Source organism: Pseudomonas sp. RA_105y_Pfl2_P56 (assembly GCF_963970845.1).
Taxonomy (GTDB): Bacteria; Pseudomonadota; Gammaproteobacteria; order Pseudomonadales; family Pseudomonadaceae; genus Aquipseudomonas; species Aquipseudomonas baetica_A.
Window position 1 is genome coordinate 45,918 of sequence record NZ_CAXAPL010000024.1, and the last position, 15,681, is coordinate 61,598.

Sequence of the window (15,681 nt, forward strand, 5' to 3'; positions counted from 1 at the left end):
AGGAACAGCCGCTATGAAAAACCCATCCCCGACCGTTTCCATGGCGGACAAAGTTGCCCTGATCGACAGCCTCTGCGCCAAGGCGCGGATCCTGCCGGTGATCACCATCGCTCGTGAACAGGACGTGCTGCCACTGGCCGACGCCCTGGCCGCAGGTGGCCTCACCGCGCTGGAAGTGACCCTGCGTTCGCAGTTCGGTCTCAAGGCCATCCAGATCCTGCGCGAACAGCGTCCGGAACTGATGACCGGTGCCGGCACCGTGCTTGATCGCAACATGCTTGCGGCGGCCGAAGCGGCGGGTTCGCAATTCATCGTCACCCCAGGCATCACCCGCGACCTGCTGGAAGCCAGCGTCGACAGCCCGATTCCGCTGTTGCCGGGCATCAGCAACGCCTCCGGCATCATGGAAGGCTACGGTTTGGGCTATCGCCGCTTCAAGCTGTTCCCGGCTGAAGTGAGCGGTGGCGTGGCGGCAATCAAGGCCCTTGGCGGCCCGTTCGGTGAAGTGAAATTCTGCCCGACCGGCGGCGTGGGCCCTGCCAACATCAAGAGCTACATGGCGCTGAAAAACGTCATGTGTGTAGGCGGTAGCTGGATGCTGGATCCGGAGTGGATCAAGAACGGCGACTGGGCACGCATTCAGGAATGCACCGCCGAGGCATTGGCGCTGCTGGACTGATGCTTGTGGATTGACAGCTTTACCTGACACTTCGTTGTGTGTTCTACGGCTTTACGGTGCGCTTGGTCGGTGCACCGTTTTTTTTTGCCCTGAAAAAGTCGCAGATACATTGCTCGATACATAGTTACCGCACCGAGTTTTGCGCACGACGCTAATCTGCGCTCTTCTTATGGAAGAGAGCACCTGTCATGGATCGAGATCCCGCATCCCCATCACCGCAACCTGTATATCAACTGGCCCCCGAGCAAATCGCCGGGCCGTATTTTCGCAATCCCAAACTGTTGCGTCGCAACATCAGCGAAGGTGCTGAAGGCCTGCCGTTGATCCTGCGCCTGACCATTGTCGATGCAATGACCGGTGAGCCGGTCAGTGGCGCCCTCGTGGACATCTGGCATTGCAATGCGCGAGGGGCCTATTCGGGCTGGAGCCGGATCAATCCCGATCTCGAAGTCGAGGTTGAAGATATCGGCTCGATCCCGCGCACCGACGACCACACCTACCTGCGTGGCAGCCAGTTTTGCGATCAAAAGGGCAGGGTACGTTTCACGACGATCTATCCGGGATTCTATGCCGGTCGCACGCTGCACATTCATGTCGCGGTGCGTATGGTTGCCGGCAGTGAATACCTTGATGAGCGTTGTGTGGCGTGGGTGGGGCAGTTGTACTTTCCCGAGGTCGTTTCACGCTCGGTGCTCAATGCCAAAGCCTATCGGGGGCGGGCATCGTTGCCGCTGGACAACGGCCAGGACAGTATTTACGCCGGTATGGGCGGCGAAGCCTCGACCCTCGCTGTCTGGCCGATCGGTCGCGACTCCCACGAGGACGGCTATTTCGGCCACCTCACCCTCGGCATCGACACCTTTGCGGTGTCGACGCAGATCAGGCCCGAGGACTTCGACAAGTACACCGTATAGCCGCGTTAACGCAGCTCGTTGAGCGCACGGGTCAACAACTGCATGTCGGCAGACGTGGTGGTCAGCCCCGGCGTGATGCGAATGCACGGTCCACAGGCTGCGCCAGTGCGCACAACGGTAAACAGGTTGTAGTCGTTGAGCAGTCGCTCAGCCATCGCCTGTTGATCGTCGTGGCGGGTGAAACGCATAGAAGTGATCCCGCAAAACAGCCGTGGATCGTCCGGGGTCATGACTTCAATGCCCGGCAAGTGCCGCACCGCGCTGACCCAAAGATTGCGCAGGTAATTGAGGCGTGCACCTTTGGCCGGTGCGCCGCCGAGCGAACGGTGCTCCTCGAATACCAACGGGAGGCTCATCAGCGCTGGAATATTGGGCGTGCTGTAGGAAGTGCGGCTGCGGATATCGTTGACCGGATAGTGGATCTCGCCCATGTCCGGATCGATGTCGGCCAGGCGCTGCGGGGCGATATAGAGAAAGCCAAGGGTCAGGGGCGCGCCGATCCATTTGTGCAGGTTGTAGCCGGCGAATGCGATGCCCATTGCTTCCAGATCGAACTCGATCTGGCCCAGGGCATGGGCTCCGTCGAGGATGATGTCGACGCCGTGCTCCTTGGCCAGCGCGGCAATAGCCTGCACCGGCATCACCAGGCCGGTGCGATGGGTGACATGCGTCAATGCCATCAGCTTGAGTTTTGGGTGGCGGATGAACACCTCACGGTAGGCCTGCAGCAAACTGTCGAAACTCGCCGGGTGCGCGTGGGCAATCTCGATCACCTCTACACCGCGATGTTTTGCCAGCCAACGCATGGCGCCTTTTACCGTGTCGTATTCCAGGTCACAGATCAGCACTTGATCGCCCGGTTGCAGGCGGTTGTAGTTGCGGATCAGCGATTGCAGGCCTTCGGTGGCGTTTCGTGTGAAGGCAACGCTTTGCGCGCGTACGCCCATCAACTCGGCCAGTTGCGCGCGAATGTCGAGGTTGTCGTGCTGTTCGAAGCGTTGGCGCACATACACCGAGTTGCTGTTGTTGATCCGCTCGATGTTGCGCTGGTACTCCTCGATCACCGTGCGCGACATGCGCCCGAAGTAACCGTTTTCCAGGTTCACGGGGCCGGGTTGAGCGTCATAACGATCGGCGAACGTCTGCCAGAAGGCTTCGTCACGGGCGCGGCGGGTGTTGTCGGGCATGGTTGGCAAGCTCTGTAGAGGAGGGCGCGTCAGTGGCGCGGGGCAGGTTTGCCGTGTTTTGCGCGTAGCGGTTCGAGCAAGTCAGAGAGGCCGTTGTGGTCGATTTCCTGCATCAAGGCCAGCAAGCCACCGAGTTCACCGTGGGGGAAACCTTCGCGGGCGAACCAGTTGAGATAAGGCCCCGGCAGGTCGGCAATGATCCGGCCCTTGTATTTGCCAAAGGGCATTTCGCGGGTGATCAACAGTTCGAGTTTTTCGGGATTCATCAGTGAGATCGTCTGGCTTCAAATCAGAGTGGAAAATACAGGCATTCTGCATGCAGGCCAAATGACAGATCATGCAAATATCCTTGATACAGATAGTTCACTTACATTTAAAGCATTGATATATAAAGATTTTTTATTAATAGAAAACTGGCACGCACACTGCAATATCCCTTGCATCTTCAACCAACCGCAAGGAATTGAAAAAATGACTGACATGAATAAAGAAGCCATCTCTGTACTCAATGACCTGATTGAAACCAGCAAAGACGGTCAGGAAGGGTTCAAGACTTGCGCTGAAGACATCAAGCATCCTGAACTCAAAACGCTGTTCACGACCCGCTCTGCCGATTGCGCTACCGCCGCTGCGGAACTGCAAGCTGAAGTGCGCAAACTGGGCGGTAATCCGGAAACGTCCACCAGTGTCAGCGGTGACCTGCATCGCCGTTGGGTCGACGTCAAAGCGATGTTTACCGGCAAGGACGAAGAAGCTGTGCTTAACGAAGCCGAGCGCGGTGAAGACCATGCGCTGAAGGCTTATCGTGAAGCCATGGAGAAAATCAACAAGCACAATCTGGTCGGTATTCGCGACCTGGTTGAACGCCAGTACCATGGTGCGCAACGCAACCACGACCAGGTGAAAGCCCTGCGTAACCAGGCTCGCGCTCGTTCGTAAGCCACGCTGAAAAAAACGGTGGGAGCGGGCTTGCTCTCGAATGCGGTGTGTCATGCAACGATGATGTTGCTGACACGACCTCTTCGCGAGCCAGCCCGCTCCCACTTTGTGTTGTGCAGCCAATCAGCCGATGCTGATCGCCGGCAAGGTTGGCAGGGTTACGGTCTGTTGTTTGCGCGGCGCCAGAATCTCAGCTTCGCCATCGACCACTAACTCATCACGCTGGTTGAACACGCGAGTGGCGATCCGCACGCGAAACTTCGGCAGTTTCTCGAGGATTTCCAGGCGCACGGTCAGTGTGTCGCCAATCTTTACCGGCTTCTGAAAGCTCATCTGCTGACCGATATAAATAGTCCCCGGCCCAGGCAATTCGCAGGCAACGGCTGCACTGATCAGCGCACCGCTGAACATGCCGTGGGCGATGCGTTCCTTGAACATGCTGGCGGCGGCAAATTCGGCGTCCAGGTGTACCGGGTTGTGGTCGCCGGACATGGCGGCGAACAACTGAATGTCGCGCTCTTCGACAGTCTTGCTGTAGCTGGCAGTCTGGCCGACTTCGAGGGCTTCGTAAGGGGTGTTGGTAACCTGGGTCATCGGTCTGGGTTCCTGTGACGGATTAAATGAATCCACAAAAAATTATTCGCTGCGATGAGGGCGCGGATGGCTCAGGGCCTGATTGATCCAGGTCAGCACATCGGCGATCACTTCGTCGCGATTGGTTTCGTTGAACAATTCGTGCCGCGCCTGCGGATAGATCTTCAGTTGCAGGTTGTGGCTGCCGGCCGTGCGCAAGGCATTGGCCAGATCTGTCAGACGCTTGCCTTCACTGACCGGATCACATTCGCCGCCGATCACCAGCAGCGGCAGGCCCGGGTCGATCTGGGCGAGAGTGGACGCTTTGCTGATTTGCTGCAAGCCGCCGAGCAAGTCGATCCACAGCTGATTGGTGCAGCGAAAGCCGCACAGCGGGTCGGCAGCGTACTTGTCGACTTCGGCCGGATCGCGGCTGAGCCAGTCGAACGGTGTGCGCACCGGTTTGAATTTTTTGTTGAACGAGCCGAACGACAACCACTCGATCAGCGCACTGCGACCCTTGGCGCCCTGACGCAGTTTTTCCAGGCGGGCGATCTGCCGCGCGGCGCCGTACAGCGCTACCGGTTGAAAGTTCGAACCGCTGAGAATCGCCCCGTGCAGGCTGGCGCTGTGGTGCAGCAGGTAACCTTGGGCCAGGTAGCTGCCCATGCTGTGCCCGAGCAGAATGATCGGTACGCCGGGATGTTGCTGGCCGATGTACTGATTGAGGCTGGCCAGATCACCGACGACTTTGCACCAGCCATCGCTCTCTGCGAAATGCCCCAGGGTGCCGTTTTCGGCGGTTTTGCCATGTCCACGCAGGTCCGGGGCGTACACGCCGTAGCCCTGGGCGCAGAACCTTTCAGCCAGCCGTTGGTAGCGCCCGCTGTGCTCGGCCATGCCATGGGCCAGCAGGATCAACGCTTTCAGCGGAGTCTTGGGCAACCACAGATTGACGAAGAGGCGGCTGCGGTCACTCGCGTCCAGCCATAAAGTGTCGTGGATCATGGCGATTCCTTTGCTCAGAGTCGAAACAGTGTATAGCGCATTCGTTGTTCTTCGTCTGATCAGCCCACACGACGGCAGGAAGATTCATACGATCAATGACGGCTTTGCCCGTATTTGCCTGATTGGCCATAACTGCTAGTGTCCGTGAAGCTCCGCTTTTTGCTTTCTGCTTTCAAGGGATGAACGAGAAATGACAGAAACGCGGCCCCGGATCAGCTCAGGTAAAGAGGACAAGAACAATGCAACCTGATTTCTGGAATGACAAACGCCCGGCCGGCGTACCGCTGGACATCGACATGGGTGAATTCAAGTCGGTGATCGAGGTGTTTGAGCGTTCCTGCAAGAAGTTCGCCGATCGCCCGGCCTTCAGCAACATGGGCGTGACCTTGACCTACGCAGAACTTGAGCGCCAGAGCGCTGCCTTCGCAGGGTACCTGCAAGCGCATACCGATCTTGCGCCCGGGGACCGCATCGCGGTGCAGATGCCCAATGTCCTGCATTACCCGATTGCCGTGTTCGGCGCCTTGCGCGCTGGGCTGATCGTGGTCAACACCAACCCGCTGTACACCGCGCGGGAGATGCGCCATCAGTTCAAGGATTCCGGCGCTCGAGCGCTGGTGTACCTGAACATGTTCGGCCAGAAAGTTCAGGAAGTGCTGGCCGACACCGACATTCAATACCTGATCGAAGCGAAGATGGGCGACCTGATGCCCACAGCCAAAGGCTGGCTGGTCAACACCGTGGTCAGCAAAGTGAAGAAAATGGTGCCGGCGTATTCGCTGCCCCAGGCGATCTCCTTCAAAAGCGCATTGCGCATGGGGCGTGGGCTGGGCATCAAACCCCTGAAGGCCAGCCTCGACGACATCGCCGTGCTGCAATACACCGGCGGCACCACGGGGCTGGCCAAGGGTGCAATGCTGACCCACGGCAACCTGGTGGCGAACATGCAGCAGGTGCGGGCCTGTCTCGCGCAACTGGGCCCTGACGGGCAGCCACTGCTGCGCGAGGGCCAGGAAGTGATGGTCGCGCCGCTGCCGCTCTATCACATCTATGCTTTCACCGCGAATTGCATGTGCATGATGGTGTCCGGCAATCACAACGTGCTGATCACCAACCCGCGCGACATTGCCGGGTTTATCAAGGAACTGAAAAACTGGCGTTTCTCGGCGCTGCTGGGTTTGAACACATTGTTCGTTGCGCTGATGGAACACCCGGATTTCAAGACGCTGGATTTCTCCAGCCTTAAACTGACCAACTCCGGCGGCACCGCGCTGGTCAAAGCCACGGCCGAACGCTGGGAGCAGCTCACCGGTTGCCGCATCACCGAAGGTTACGGCCTGACCGAAACCTCGCCGGTGGCCTGTACCAACCCCTATGGCGACCAGTCGCGTCTGGGTACGGTTGGCCTGCCGGTACCGGGTACGCTGTTGAAAGTCATCAACGATGACGGCGTCGAACAGCCGATGGGCGAGCGTGGGGAGTTGTGCATCAAAGGCCCGCAAATCATGAAAGGCTACTGGCACAAACCTGAAGCCACCGCTGAAGTGCTGGATGCCGAGGGCTGGTTCAAGTCTGGCGACATCGCGGTGATCGACCCGGACGGCTTTGTGCGCATCGTCGATCGCAAGAAGGACATGATCATCGTCTCCGGTTTCAACGTTTACCCGAACGAGATCGAAGATGTGGTCATGGCCCATCCGAAAGTCGCCAACTGCGCGGTGATCGGTGTACCGGACGAGCGTTCGGGCGAGGCGGTTAAGCTGTTTGTGGTGGCGCGCGAAAGCGGTGTAAGTCTTGAAGAGCTCAAGGCTTACTGCAAAGAGAATTTCACCGCCTACAAAGTGCCGAAACACATTGTCTTGCGTGAGTCGTTGCCGATGACGCCTGTAGGGAAAATTCTGCGACGTGAGTTGCGCGATATCGCCTGATCGATAAATAGCCGCGCTTTGCGCGGATCGCGGGCAAGCCACGCACCCACAGGTATCTATGCAGATCTTGTGGATGCAGGCTTGCCCGCGATGCTTTTTGGAGGAATACCCCCGAATTACGGGGCTTTCAGGGTGTTATAGGATTTTTGCTCTAAAATGACCGCTAGAGAGTCTTGAGTCATCAATGTGACTGTAGGGGCCGCTTTTGGCTCTAGTCGACCCTCGGCAAAGCTGCTACTCTCGGCGCGCTTTGTGACGTCTCGGCCTATCCAGAAGCCAGATTCACCAATACAAAACACACACCAATAATAATCGCATCAAATGCGGTGAAGAATTCGCGTTGCTGAGGAGTGGGCTTCCATGATCGAAGACTTTTGGAAGGATAAATACCCGGCTGGAATTGCTGCCGACATCAATCCAGACGAGTATCCGAACATTCAGGCAGTGTTGAAGCAATCCTGCCAACGCTTCGCCAACAAACCGGCTTTCAGCAACCTGGGCAAGACAATCACCTACGGTGAGTTGTACGAATTGTCCGGTGCGTTTGCCGCGTATCTGCAACAGCATACCGATTTGCAGCCCGGTGATCGAATCGCCGTGCAACTGCCCAACGTTCTGCAGTACCCGGTGGCTGTCTTCGGTGCCATCCGCGCCGGGCTGATTGTGGTCAACACCAACCCGCTGTACACCGCGCGGGAAATGGAACACCAGTTCAACGACTCCGGTGCCAAAGCGCTGGTGTGCCTGGCGAACATGGCGCACCTGGCTGAAGCCGTGGTGCCGAAAACCGGCGTCAAACACGTCATCGTCACTGAAGTCGCCGATCTGTTGCCACCGCTCAAGCGCCTGCTGATCAACAGCGTCATCAAGTACGTGAAGAAGATGGTTCCGGCTTATCACCTGCCTAAAGCCGTCAAGTTCAACGACGTGCTGAGCAAGGGGCAGGGCCAGCCAGTGGCTGAAGCCAACCCGGACAGCGGTGATGTTGCGGTGCTGCAATACACCGGCGGCACCACCGGCGTTGCCAAAGGCGCGATGCTGACTCATCGCAACCTCGTGGCCAACATGCTGCAATGCAAAGCGCTGATGGGCTCCAATCTTAATGAAGGTTGCGAAATCCTGATCACGCCGCTGCCGCTGTACCACATCTACGCGTTCACCTTTCATTGCATGGCGATGATGCTGATCGGCAACCACAACATCCTGATCAGCAACCCGCGTGACCTGCCGGCAATGGTCAAGGAACTGTCGAAGTGGAAGTTCAGTGGTTTCGTTGGCCTTAACACGCTGTTCGTGGCGCTGTGCAACAACGAAGGCTTCCGCAAGCTGGATTTCTCCGCGCTGAAAGTCACCCTGTCCGGCGGCATGGCCCTGCAACTGGCCGCCGCCGAGCGCTGGAAAGCCGTGACCGGCTGCGCCATCTGCGAAGGTTACGGCATGACCGAAACCAGCCCGGTGGCGACGGTCAACCCGATCCAGAACATTCAGATCGGCACCATCGGTATTCCGGTGCCATCGACGCTGTGTAAAGTCATCGACGATGCCGGTGTCGAGCAGCCACTGGGTGAAATCGGCGAACTGTGCATCAAGGGCCCGCAGGTGATGAAAGGCTACTGGCAGCGCCAGGACGCCACCGATGAAATGCTCGACAGCGACGGCTGGTTGAAGACCGGTGATATCGCGCTGATCCAGCCGGATGGCTACATGCGCATTGTCGATCGCAAGAAAGACATGATTCTGGTCTCCGGTTTCAACGTCTACCCGAACGAGTTGGAAGACGTGCTGGCGACTCTGCCGGGCGTGCTGCAGTGCGCGGCTATCGGCGTGCCGGACGAGAAATCGGGCGAGGCGATCAAGATCTTCATCGTTGCCAAGCCAGGCGTAACACTGACCAAAGAGCAGGTAATGGAGCACATGCGCGCCAACGTCACCGGCTACAAGGTGCCGCGTTCAGTGGAGTTCCGCGATACGCTGCCAACCACCAACGTCGGCAAGATCCTGCGCCGCGAGTTGCGTGATGAAGAGCTGAAGAAGATCAAGGCGAAGAACGCCGCGTAAAGCAAAAAGCCCTGCAGATGCAGGGCTTTTTGCTTTTGGTCGGGAGAAATTCTGTGCCTGTGAGGCCGTTTTCGCGGTTACTGGCGAAATGGCGCGAAATTCACATTGGTTCCTGCCGGACGCATGTCCTGCAGATACGAATCCTTGTCCGCACTCAATTCCAGGCTCAGCGCCGCTTTGCGCTTGCCCTCGTTGCGAATCACCAGCCCTTCCAGCTTCTCGCGCAGGAACACCGTCGGCACTTTCAGGTGCAGCAGTTCGTCGGTGGCCGGCGTGTGCATCAGCAGGTGAATCCACTCGTACTGACCCACGGCCAGGCGCGTTACCGGCAGGTCGAACCACCAGATGTTGCGGTTGCGGTTCAGTTCGGCGAAGTGGCAGTTGTTGGTGCCGAGCACAGCGCCGCCCAGTTCCTGGTTTCGACGGGCAATGGCCTGCTTTTTATCGAGTTTCATAACATTCCTGCGGGGTCGGTTCCTGGCGCTTGGCGCCCATATGGAGCGCATTCTCAAGGCAACGCCGGCAAACATAAAGCCCAACCTGCATGCTGCGACGAAATGAACCCCTGAAAAAAATGAAACTTGGCGCAAACGGGGTCGGTCAATCCTTACGTAATGACTTTTCCTCGTTAATGCATCAAGGAGAAACACCATGAGTAGCACAGGCGATAAAGTAAAAGGCATGGCCAATGAAGCGGTCGGCAACGTCAAGCAAGGTGTGGGTAAAGCCACTGACAACACCAAACTGCAAGCCGAAGGCACCCTGCAAGAGAAAAAGGGCGAAGCCCAGCAAGCGGTCGGCAAAGCCAAAGACGCCATCAAGAAGGGCGTCGACAAGGCGTAATCGGGCCTTGAACGAAAGACACGAACGGCCATCCAAGGATGGCCGTTTTTGTATCCTCAACAGGCGCTGACCCACCGAGGCTCGCCAAGTAGGCTAACGTGATGTAAAAAACGGCCCCTGAGTCGCCACGACTTCAACCTGTAATGCGGCGAAAGGAGACGCGAATGATATTTCCGGACATGAAAGGTTTGCCCCTGCACCGGGTGATGGTGCGCACCGTGACTGAATTCATCGACGACGAGATGTCGACGTACGCCTCGGCACTGGCCTACCAGATGCTGTTTTCGCTGTTCCCGTTCATTCTGTTCCTGATTGCGCTGATCGGTTTCCTGCACCTGCCGGACTTCTTTACCTGGCTGCGTCTGCAATCGGAACTGGTGCTGCCACCGCAGGCGCTGGAACAGGTAAACCCGGTGATTGATCAGTTACAGCAGTCCAAGGGGGGGCTGCTTTCGGTCGGTATCGTGATAGCCCTGTACACCGCATCTGCCGGCGTGCGCCTGATGATGAGCGCGATGAATGCCGCCTACGATGTGGTCGAAGGCCGGCCGGTCTGGAAGCGTTTTCCACTGTCGATTTTCTACACCGTCGGCATTGCCGGCATGTTGCTGGCCGCCGCCGCGCTGATGGTGCTCGGGCCGCAAGTGATGGGCTGGATCGCCGCGCAGGTTGGCCTGGAAGAAGTCATCGTCACCGTCTGGACCATCGCGCGCTGGCCGGTCATCGTGATTCTGATGATGGTTGCCGTGGCACTGATCTACTACGTGATGCCGGACGTCAAACAGGAATTCCGCTTCATCACTCCGGGTTCGGTATTGGCAGTCGTGGTGTGGATCATTGCCTCACTGGGCTTCGCGTTTTATGTGAAAACCTTCGCCAACTACAACGCAATGTATGGCAGCATCGGGGCGATCATCGTGCTGTTGCTGTACTTCTACATTTCCTCGGCGGTGCTGTTGCTCGGCGCGGAGATGAATGCGGTGATCGAACACATGTCCCACGAGGGCAAGGACTCGGGCGAGAAAGTCCCCGGCGAACTCGACGAACATCCCAAACAACATGTCTCGGGCCTGGGCCGCGATCATTCGCTCAAGCCGGACACTGACGAAGCCTGATCATGATCCGTGAAATCCTCAAAATGGGCGACGAGCGCCTGCTGCGCATCGCCCCGCCGGTACCGGCCGAAATGTTCGACAGCGCTGAGTTGTGGCAACTGATCGACGACATGTTCCAGACCATGGAAAGCGTCGGCGGCGTCGGCCTGGCTGCACCGCAGATCGGTATCGACCTGCAACTGGTGATCTTTGGTTTCGAGCACAGCGAACGGTACCCGGACGCTGAAGCGGTGCCACAGACGATCCTGATCAACCCGCTGATCACACCACTGAGCCCATTCACCGAAGAGGGCTTTGAAGGCTGTCTGTCGGTGCCGGGTTTGCGTGGCGCGGTGGATCGTTATCAGCAGATTCGTTATGAGGGCTTTGATCCGAAGGGCGAGCCGATCGTGCGTATCGCTTCAGGTTTCCACGCGCGAGTGGTGCAACACGAGTGCGATCATCTGATCGGTCGGCTGTACCCGTCGCGCATCACTGATTTCAGCAAGTTCGGCTTCACCGAGGTGATGTTCCCGGATATCGATCCCGCCGCAGACGATTGATCCGAGTCCGGCACAATCGCCCCTATTGGATCGCTATTGATTCAGCCCCATCGCAATCATTGGCTTGCTGCGCGCATAGCGGCCCAACCGCTCAGCCATCGCCTGGGGCAGGGGCGGGTCGAAACTGAACCCGCGTCGCTCATAAAAACCACGCAAATCCGGATGGCAGAACAGCCACACCGGCTGCGTCATGTCCTCTAGCGCGGCGTCCATAAGCTTGGCCGCAATCCCCTGCTCACGACATCCGGGATCGACGAACAACCCGGTCAACCATTGGCCGCCCGACACTGGCCGTAAACACAACGCAGCGACAATCTCTCCCCGGCGTGCCACCCACAAATGCGCCTCGCGCACGGCTTTCATCGAGGATTGGTGGCGGCGGTAAAACTTGTTCATCAACGGCCAAAGAGACTCGTCGAGCAGGCTGTATTGGGTGTCAGGCATGGGTTCGGACTGTCGGTGGGCAAAGCGGCGATTATAAAAGAACGCGCGCGGCGGGATAGGTGTATACCTGATCTCGCATCCCCTGTGAGTGGAGTACGCATCATGTCCAAAGGTATGGATTCAAAGAAAGCCGCGAAGAAGAAGCCGGCCAAGACCGCGATTGAAAAACGCGCCGAGAAAAAAGCCAAGAAAGTCGACATCTTCGGTCATTGATCACGCCTCTCCGGAGCCCGGTTCTCGGGCTCCTGGCTGAATTCGCAAGTGATCTGCAAAATTCATTCACCGCGGCTGCACAGAGGGGAGGATTCCCGTTCCGGTCAACGCCATGTCCCGATCATTTCGACGCCGCCCACCCCGCGTGATGGCCTTCGACCCGCCGACCTATCCCTTCGCTGAACCGATTCTTGTGCAAAAAGTGCCAGATACTGGCCGACTAGTGGCCTTGCGCAAGGCTTTTCGCTGTCTATGCTGACACTTAACTAACCTTGTGGATCGTACGGGTTAGTCTGTGATTTCACGCTGCCAGAGTGCGCATTCCAAGGCACCGACACTGAACCAACAAGGAGCGTCATTTAAATGGAAGTTCTTCAACGCGTTAGGGCTGGCCCGCAGGCGGGCTATCAAGAGAAGGATGTCTTGATTAGAGCGTCGCTGCATGGACACTCCGATTGATCATCATTTATCACCTGACAACTTCCTCCCGTGGAGGAGTGCGTGTGCCTGTTCTGTGGAACGTAGTGATGGATCTTGAAAGACCTGAACTTTCATCAAATCAAAAGTCCGCGCGAAAGGTGATACAAACATGTTCAACCTACATCACAAGGCTGATCTGCAGGAAATCGAACGCTTCAGTTGTGCCCTGACCGAAGCCAGCGCCAAGTTGGACGCGATCAGCCGCTCGATGGCGATGATTGAGTTCAGCCCTGAAGGTATCGTTCTGGATGCCAACGAAAATTTCTGCAAGACCATGGGCTATGGCGCCGAGGAAGTGCGTGGCAAACATCATCGGATCTTTTGTGAAGAAGCGTTTTATCGCAGCGAAGAGTACGCCAGTTTGTGGCGCGACCTGGCCCGTGGTGAGCCGATCAGCGGCACTTTCCAACGCTTGAACAAGCGCGGCGAGGAAGTCTGGCTCGAAGCCAGTTACATGCCGGTGTATGGCCAGGACAAGCAAGTCAGAAGTGTGATCAAGGTGGCGGCGGACATTACTGCGCGGATCAACAAGGAGCATGAAGAGGAAAGCATGCTGGCGGCGATCGGTCGCTCCATGGCAGTGATCGAGTTCACCCCTGAGGGCAATGTGATTACCGCCAACGAAAATTTTCTCAAGACCATGCAGTACTCGCTCAGCGAAATCGTCGGCCATCACCACAGCCTGTTTTGCCATCGCGCCGAAGCCGAGTCTGCGCAATACAAGGCGTTCTGGGCTTCGCTCAATCGCGGCGAGTATCACTCGCACCGTTTCGAGCGCAAGAACAAATCCGGGCAAATGGTTTATCTGGAGGCCTCATACAACCCGTTGTTCGATGCCAAAGGGCGGCTGTACAAAGTGGTGAAGTTCGCCAGCGACATCACCCAACAGATGACCACCCTGCAGAACGCTGCGGAATCAGCCCACAGCACTTCCGTACAAAACGACGCCTGTGCGCAAAAAGGCTCACAAGTCGTGCAGCAAACGGTGCAGATCATTCAGGACATTTCCCACGACCTCAACGAAGCTGCGGTGAGCATCGATGCGGTGAGCAAACAATCGGACATCATCGGCACCATCGTCCAGACCATTCGCGGCATCGCCGATCAGACCAACCTGCTGGCGCTCAATGCCGCCATTGAAGCGGCGCGGGCCGGCGAACATGGACGCGGTTTTGCCGTGGTCGCCGATGAAGTTCGAAGCCTGGCGGCACGCACCAGTCAGGCGACCCTGGAAATTGTCGACGTGGTGCGCAAAAACCACGACTTGTCGTTGAGCGCGGTGTCGAGCATGCAATCGAGCCTGAACCGAACGGGCCTTGGCGTCGAATTGGCCAATGAGGCGGGGGAGGTGATTCTGGAGATTCAGCAGGGCTCACGGCATGTGGTGGATGCGATCAGCCAGTTCAATGAGACGTTGCAGTTGAACTGACCATACCACCCCTGTGGGAGCGGGCTTGCTCGCTCCCACATCAGGTTTCATGCTGGCTTGAGCTCAGAGCGCAGCCAGAAACGTATTCGCCATCTTGTCGCTGTCCTTGACGTCATTGACGTTTTCTTTCTCCGATTGCGCCAGTTGCATCTTGTCCTGCAAACGCTGGGCGATCTCTTTGCCGATGGCCAGTTGTTTCTCCGGCGGCATGTTCTTGATGTCGTCTTCGGTGATGCCCATGTCCTTGAGAATACTGTCGCGCAGACGCTGTTCAGGCGTCTTGCTCATGTAGTCCTTGAACTCGTCGGTGGCGGAACCGGTGGTTTTGGTTGCGTGCGAAGTGTCAGTGGTTTGCAGGCCGACGCGGGTCCTGGCGAAGGCTTCGTCGACGTTATCGCTCAGGCGTGCGGCAGCGCTGACTTGCTGAGTGGCAATCTGCGTGGCCGAAGCTTGCACCTTGGCGGTGGCTTCGCTGTTTTGCGTCTGCACCTGGTTTTGCAGCGCTTGCAGCATCGCGCCGTGCAGGCCGCCTTGCAGACCGGCGGCCGCCGTGGCGGTCGCGTCCTCTGCCAGCCGCTTGGGCAGCGGCAGAATTTCCATTTGTTTGGCACTGACCAACATGATGAATTGACCTGTAGGTAATGACTGACCGCCATGCAGGAGCAATTACCATGCCCGATCAATAAAGCCTTTTACTTCATAGGGTTGTTTGATTCAGTCGATTGAAAAAGCGGTCATCCCTTGCCGGTTGGCGGCAGTGGATCACCGCAATCTGTCAGCGTCGGGCAATGTGCTCCAGCGTCAGATTCCGGCAGCGCCGAGGCCGGCAAACCAAACACCCGGTCAAACAACCAGTTGAACGCAAACGTGTAGCACGGGATGAAGATGATCAGCGCCAGATCCAGCACAAACGCCTGCACCAGGCTGATGCTCATCCACCACGCGATCAACGGAATCAGAAACACGATCAACGTCAGTTGAAAACCAACGGCGTGGGCGATGCGTCGCTTGACCGTGCGGGTGCGTGATGGCTGGCGGCTTTCCCAGTGTTCGAACATCGAGGTGTAGATGAAATTCCAGGTCACGGCGATGGTGGTGATGATCACGGCCAGCGGCCCGGTGCTGCCCGGCGAGGTGCCGGACAACAGCGCCAGACCGAGGGCGGAGAAGGTCATGCCGATCACTTCGTAAAGCGACACATAGACCAGTTTGCGTTTGACGCCTTGCATGGAGTTGCCTCTTTCTTGCCACTTGTTAGCCAGCGGGGCTGGCGAAGGCGGCGAAAGATAGCTTCAATAGGGCTGACAGAAAAAGTCAGCAGCTTTCAGT

Annotated in this window: 16 protein-coding genes and 2 pseudogenes; 10 read left to right on the plus strand and 8 right to left on the minus strand. The window is 57.6% G+C overall.

The genetic code is table 11. The features are described 5' to 3' along the window. The first annotated feature begins 13 nt into the window (after positions 1-13). Together AACY11_RS17280 and AACY11_RS17285 are read left to right on the plus strand one after the other, a co-directional pair. Positions 14-679, plus strand: coding sequence for a bifunctional 4-hydroxy-2-oxoglutarate aldolase/2-dehydro-3-deoxy-phosphogluconate aldolase (locus tag AACY11_RS17280; RefSeq protein WP_075945403.1), 666 nt, complete (start codon positions 14-16; stop codon positions 677-679). Between the two features lie 188 nt (positions 680-867). Beyond that, positions 868-1,593 (plus strand): intradiol ring-cleavage dioxygenase, encoded by a 726-nt coding sequence (locus tag AACY11_RS17285; protein WP_339430942.1) that lies wholly within the window; start codon positions 868-870, stop codon positions 1,591-1,593. 5 nt (positions 1,594-1,598) lie between these two features. On the opposite strand, the gene AACY11_RS17290 is transcribed toward AACY11_RS17285, so the two are convergent. Both AACY11_RS17290 and AACY11_RS17295 read right to left on the minus strand, forming a co-directional pair. Then, positions 1,599-2,780, minus strand: a complete 1,182-nt coding sequence (locus AACY11_RS17290; protein WP_339495400.1) for an aminotransferase class V-fold PLP-dependent enzyme — start codon at positions 2,778-2,780, stop codon at positions 1,599-1,601. 29 nt (positions 2,781-2,809) lie between these two features. Then, a complete protein-coding gene (locus AACY11_RS17295) occupies positions 2,810-3,046 on the minus strand; it encodes a DUF3820 family protein (protein WP_003227425.1) in 237 nt (78 codons plus the stop codon). A 205-nt stretch (positions 3,047-3,251) separates the two neighbouring features. Here AACY11_RS17295 and AACY11_RS17300 point away from each other — a divergent pair, with 205 nt between their 5' ends. Then, positions 3,252-3,719: a ferritin-like domain-containing protein gene (locus AACY11_RS17300; protein WP_339495401.1), complete on the plus strand. Its 468-nt coding sequence runs from the start codon at positions 3,252-3,254 to the stop codon at positions 3,717-3,719. Positions 3,720-3,842: 123 nt separating this feature from the next. On the opposite strand, the gene AACY11_RS17305 is transcribed toward AACY11_RS17300, so the two are convergent. Beyond that, positions 3,843-4,313, minus strand: coding sequence for a MaoC family dehydratase (locus tag AACY11_RS17305; protein WP_071553717.1), 471 nt, complete (start codon positions 4,311-4,313; stop codon positions 3,843-3,845). 42 nt (positions 4,314-4,355) lie between these two features. Continuing rightward, a complete protein-coding gene (locus AACY11_RS17310; RefSeq protein ID WP_339430939.1) occupies positions 4,356-5,300 on the minus strand; it encodes an alpha/beta hydrolase in 945 nt (314 codons plus the stop codon). Between the two features lie 239 nt (positions 5,301-5,539). Here AACY11_RS17310 and fadD2 point away from each other — a divergent pair, with 239 nt between their 5' ends. Both fadD2 and fadD1 read left to right on the plus strand, forming a co-directional pair. After that, positions 5,540-7,228: a long-chain-fatty-acid--CoA ligase FadD2 gene (gene fadD2, locus AACY11_RS17315; RefSeq protein WP_221730730.1), complete on the plus strand. Its 1,689-nt coding sequence runs from the start codon at positions 5,540-5,542 to the stop codon at positions 7,226-7,228. A 360-nt stretch (positions 7,229-7,588) separates the two neighbouring features. Next, the gene (gene fadD1, locus AACY11_RS17320) at positions 7,589-9,286 is read left to right on the plus strand and encodes a long-chain-fatty-acid--CoA ligase FadD1 (RefSeq protein ID WP_339430937.1); all 1,698 of its coding nucleotides are present in this window, start codon (positions 7,589-7,591) and stop codon (positions 9,284-9,286) included. Positions 9,287-9,363: 77 nt separating this feature from the next. On the opposite strand, the gene AACY11_RS17325 is transcribed toward fadD1, so the two are convergent. After that, a complete protein-coding gene (locus tag AACY11_RS17325; protein ID WP_007969330.1) occupies positions 9,364-9,741 on the minus strand; it encodes a hypothetical protein in 378 nt (125 codons plus the stop codon). 196 nt (positions 9,742-9,937) lie between these two features. Here AACY11_RS17325 and AACY11_RS17330 point away from each other — a divergent pair, with 196 nt between their 5' ends. The 3 genes from AACY11_RS17330 (at position 9,938) to def (ending at position 11,786) form a co-directional block, all read left to right on the plus strand. Beyond that, entirely contained in the window at positions 9,938-10,129 is a 192-nt protein-coding gene (locus AACY11_RS17330) for a CsbD family protein (protein WP_339430936.1), read from the plus strand. 164 nt (positions 10,130-10,293) lie between these two features. Beyond that, positions 10,294-11,244, plus strand: a complete 951-nt coding sequence (locus tag AACY11_RS17335; RefSeq protein WP_339430935.1) for a YihY/virulence factor BrkB family protein — start codon at positions 10,294-10,296, stop codon at positions 11,242-11,244. Between the two features lie 2 nt (positions 11,245-11,246). Then, positions 11,247-11,786 carry a peptide deformylase gene (def, locus tag AACY11_RS17340; RefSeq protein ID WP_339495402.1) on the plus strand — a complete coding sequence of 180 codons (540 nt, stop codon included), beginning with the start codon at positions 11,247-11,249 and terminating at the stop codon, positions 11,784-11,786. Between the two features lie 33 nt (positions 11,787-11,819). On the opposite strand, the gene AACY11_RS17345 is transcribed toward def, so the two are convergent. Continuing rightward, positions 11,820-12,230, minus strand: a complete 411-nt coding sequence (locus AACY11_RS17345) for a GNAT family N-acetyltransferase (RefSeq protein ID WP_339495403.1) — start codon at positions 12,228-12,230, stop codon at positions 11,820-11,822. A gap of 901 nt (positions 12,231-13,131) precedes the next feature. Here AACY11_RS17345 and AACY11_RS28455 point away from each other — a divergent pair. Together AACY11_RS28455 and AACY11_RS28460 are read left to right on the plus strand one after the other, a co-directional pair. Continuing rightward, a pseudogene (locus AACY11_RS28455) lies at positions 13,132-13,809 on the plus strand (PAS domain-containing protein); the annotation flags it as partial. 111 nt (positions 13,810-13,920) lie between these two features. Next, positions 13,921-14,352, plus strand: a pseudogene (locus AACY11_RS28460) (methyl-accepting chemotaxis protein); the annotation flags it as partial. A 63-nt stretch (positions 14,353-14,415) separates the two neighbouring features. Here the strand turns inward: AACY11_RS28460 and AACY11_RS17355 are convergent. Then, complete coding sequence (locus AACY11_RS17355; protein WP_339495404.1) at positions 14,416-14,973, minus strand: hypothetical protein; 558 nt, start codon at positions 14,971-14,973, stop codon at positions 14,416-14,418. Between the two features lie 113 nt (positions 14,974-15,086). After that, complete coding sequence (locus AACY11_RS17360) at positions 15,087-15,581, minus strand: PACE efflux transporter (protein WP_339464027.1); 495 nt, start codon at positions 15,579-15,581, stop codon at positions 15,087-15,089. Between the last annotated feature and the right edge of the window lie 100 nt (positions 15,582-15,681).

Bases quoted from the DNA above. Each gene is read 5' to 3' on its own strand.
- AACY11_RS17280 (WP_075945403.1), top strand. From the start codon at position 14: ATGAAAAACCCATCCCCGACCGTTTCCATGGCGGACAAAGTTGCCCTG.
- AACY11_RS17285 (WP_339430942.1), top strand. From the start codon at position 868: ATGGATCGAGATCCCGCATCCCCATCACCGCAACCTGTATATCAACTG.
- AACY11_RS17290 (WP_339495400.1), bottom strand. From the start codon at position 2,780: ATGCCCGACAACACCCGCCGCGCCCGTGACGAAGCCTTCTGGCAGACG.
- AACY11_RS17295 (WP_003227425.1), bottom strand. From the start codon at position 3,046: ATGAATCCCGAAAAACTCGAACTGTTGATCACCCGCGAAATGCCCTTT.
- AACY11_RS17300 (WP_339495401.1), top strand. From the start codon at position 3,252: ATGACTGACATGAATAAAGAAGCCATCTCTGTACTCAATGACCTGATT.
- AACY11_RS17305 (WP_071553717.1), bottom strand. From the start codon at position 4,313: ATGACCCAGGTTACCAACACCCCTTACGAAGCCCTCGAAGTCGGCCAG.
- AACY11_RS17310 (WP_339430939.1), bottom strand. From the start codon at position 5,300: ATGATCCACGACACTTTATGGCTGGACGCGAGTGACCGCAGCCGCCTC.
- fadD2 (WP_221730730.1), top strand. From the start codon at position 5,540: ATGCAACCTGATTTCTGGAATGACAAACGCCCGGCCGGCGTACCGCTG.
- fadD1 (WP_339430937.1), top strand. From the start codon at position 7,589: ATGATCGAAGACTTTTGGAAGGATAAATACCCGGCTGGAATTGCTGCC.
- AACY11_RS17325 (WP_007969330.1), bottom strand. From the start codon at position 9,741: ATGAAACTCGATAAAAAGCAGGCCATTGCCCGTCGAAACCAGGAACTG.
- AACY11_RS17330 (WP_339430936.1), top strand. From the start codon at position 9,938: ATGAGTAGCACAGGCGATAAAGTAAAAGGCATGGCCAATGAAGCGGTC.
- AACY11_RS17335 (WP_339430935.1), top strand. From the start codon at position 10,294: ATGATATTTCCGGACATGAAAGGTTTGCCCCTGCACCGGGTGATGGTG.
- def (WP_339495402.1), top strand. From the start codon at position 11,247: ATGATCCGTGAAATCCTCAAAATGGGCGACGAGCGCCTGCTGCGCATC.
- AACY11_RS17345 (WP_339495403.1), bottom strand. From the start codon at position 12,230: ATGCCTGACACCCAATACAGCCTGCTCGACGAGTCTCTTTGGCCGTTG.
- AACY11_RS17355 (WP_339495404.1), bottom strand. From the start codon at position 14,973: ATGTTGGTCAGTGCCAAACAAATGGAAATTCTGCCGCTGCCCAAGCGG.
- AACY11_RS17360 (WP_339464027.1), bottom strand. From the start codon at position 15,581: ATGCAAGGCGTCAAACGCAAACTGGTCTATGTGTCGCTTTACGAAGTG.